Genomic DNA, 2,561 nt, shown 5'->3' on the forward strand with positions numbered 1-2,561 from the left:
TTGCCATTATTGGTTGCCGGATAGTTCACACCATCTACAGTCACCACAACAGTCGCAGTCGGATCATTCACTGTACCGCTTAACGCAGGTGTACTGTCATTCGTCAACACATCATCTAGCGCAACCACAGGTGCCGTAATGTCTGCAGAGACTGTACCTGAACCTGGCAATGAGGTATTGCCTGCAGGGTCGGTTGCTGTCGCAGTTACTGTTTGACCATCAGTCAAGTCACCTGGGTTTGGCACTGTCCATTTACCATCAGGACCTGCAACTACAGTTGCTGTCGTACCATCAGGGAAAGTTACTTTAACTGTTGAACCTGGTTCTGCTGTACCTGTCACTGGATCAGTGGCATTGATTGGATCAAGAACCGGTGCATTTGGTGCTGTGGTATCGATAGTCACCACTGCACCTGTTGTACCCACATTACCTGCAGGGTCGGTCGCTGTCACAGTTACTGTATGTGGACCATCGGTCAACACTGGAAGCGTATTGTCTGCAAGCGTCCAGGTGCCATTGCCATTATTGGTTGCCGGATAGTTCACACCATCTACACTCACAACCACTTTCGCAGTCGGATCATTCACTGTACCGCTTAACGCAGGTGTACTGTCGTTGGTTAATGTCGTGGTGACAGTCACAGTTGGTGCAACTGCATCTACTGTACCAGTTGAAGGAGTTGATGGGTTACCAGCAGGGTCGGTTGCAATAGCTGTAACTTTATCACCATCTTTAAGATCACCTGGGTTCGGCACAGTCCATTTACCATCAGGGCCTGCAACTACAGTTGCTGTCGTACCATCAGGGAAAGTTACTTTAACTGTTGAACCTGGTTCTGCTGTACCAGTTACAGGATTGGTCGCATTGATTGGATCAATTACCGGTGCATTTGGTGCTGCGGTATCGACAGTCACAACTGCATTTGTTGTACCTACATTACCCGCAGGATCAGTTGCAGTCACAGTCACGGTGTGTGGACCATCGGTCAACGCTGGAAGCGTATTGTCTGCAAGTGTCCAGGTGCCGTTGCCATTATTGGTTGCCGGATAGTTCACACCATCTACAGTCACAACCACTTTTGCAGTCGGATCATTCACTGTACCGCTTAATGCAGGTGTACTGTCATTGGTTAATGTCGTGGTGACAGTCACAGATGGTGCAACTGTATCTACTGTACCAGTTGAAGGAGTTGATGGGTTACCAGCAGGGTCGGTTGCAATAGCTGTAACTTTATCACCATCTTTAAGATCACCTGGGTTCGGCACAGTCCATTTACCATCAGGGCCCGCAACTACAGTTGCTGTCGTACCATCTGGGAAAGTCACTTTAACAGTTGAACCTGGTTCTGCTGTACCTGTGACTGGATTGGTCGCATTGATTGGATCAATTATCGGTGCAGTTGGGGCTGTCGTATCTACTGTATAAGATTTTGACTCATTAATATTGCTGCTGTTACCTGCTGCATCAGTAAAAGTAACTTTTGCATCAATTGTTTTATCGCTATCTGCAATTAAACCACTGCCTGGTACAACTACACTCCACGTACCTGCTGCTTTGTCTACATTTGCAGTGTAAGTTACACCATTAACAACTACGGTAACGACAGTATTTGCAGCATCTGTCGGAATATTTTTTAAACTACCCGTAACAGTAACATTACCCGCAGCTTCCGTTGAATTAATAATATTATCTGAAGTTACAGGATCAACAGAGAAAGTAACGCCATTTGTATTTGGCGGCGTAGTATCTGCAGGAGAAGAGTCATTACTGCTACCACTATTTGATGCAGCAGCAATGATACCACCTGCAACAAGAGGTACTGCTGCCCACAACCATGGGTTCACACCTGCATCGTGATAAAGTAATGGCTGAATTGAAGAAATAGGTTGGTAAATAACATCAGACACTAATGCCTGCGGTGCTTCTGCTGGTAGAGCTGCTGGTAAATCTTCACCTAAAAGCGCTTGCGGCTCTACATCGCTGTCAGCATCCGCATCTGCATCGCTGTCAGCATCCGCATCATTTTCGGCATCTTTAAATTTTGCCCAAATGAGTTGGCCATTTTGGTCTTGAAAAACAAGACTATTATCGGCTGGCTCAGCTGTTCCACTAAAGAAGCCTTCAATAACAATAGTTTCACCATTTTTTAGGCGAATTACTGCATTGGTACCCTCCCTATTTACTACCAATACATCACTGGCAGCCACTTTTACCAACACAACTGATGCTTCTGAAAGTTTTGCAGAAGTTCCCTCTGTTGTTACCAAGGTTTTGTGACTGTCCTTGGCAATAATTTGTATCTCAGGCATATGTTCATTCCTTTTATATTATTGATTTAAATGATTTTTGTATAATTCTTTTTACTTAATGTTTTCGAGTTTTTGACCTACAACTTAAAAACATTAAGTAATGTGATCATTTTTACATTACCCACTTTAAAATAAAAAAAATAAATACTAAAGTCCTTAAAGAAAAAAATTTAATTAATACAAATTTTATATAAATAAAATTTTGTCTTTTATTTTTCATAATTCCTATAAAACAAGAACTAACTATATTAT

The 2,561-nt window shown here is 43.1% G+C and carries 1 protein-coding gene; it reads right to left on the reverse strand.

What is annotated here, in order from left to right:
* Nucleotides 1-2,309 (reverse strand): Ig-like domain-containing protein (locus ACG59Z_RS18715; protein WP_400200717.1); only part of this gene is annotated, 2,309 nt, incomplete at its 3' end.
* Nucleotides 2,310-2,561: the final 252 nt, after the last annotated feature.

It is taken from the genome of Acinetobacter sp. ABJ_C1_1 (assembly GCF_044684115.1).
Lineage (GTDB): Bacteria > Pseudomonadota > Gammaproteobacteria > Pseudomonadales > Moraxellaceae > Acinetobacter > Acinetobacter nosocomialis_A.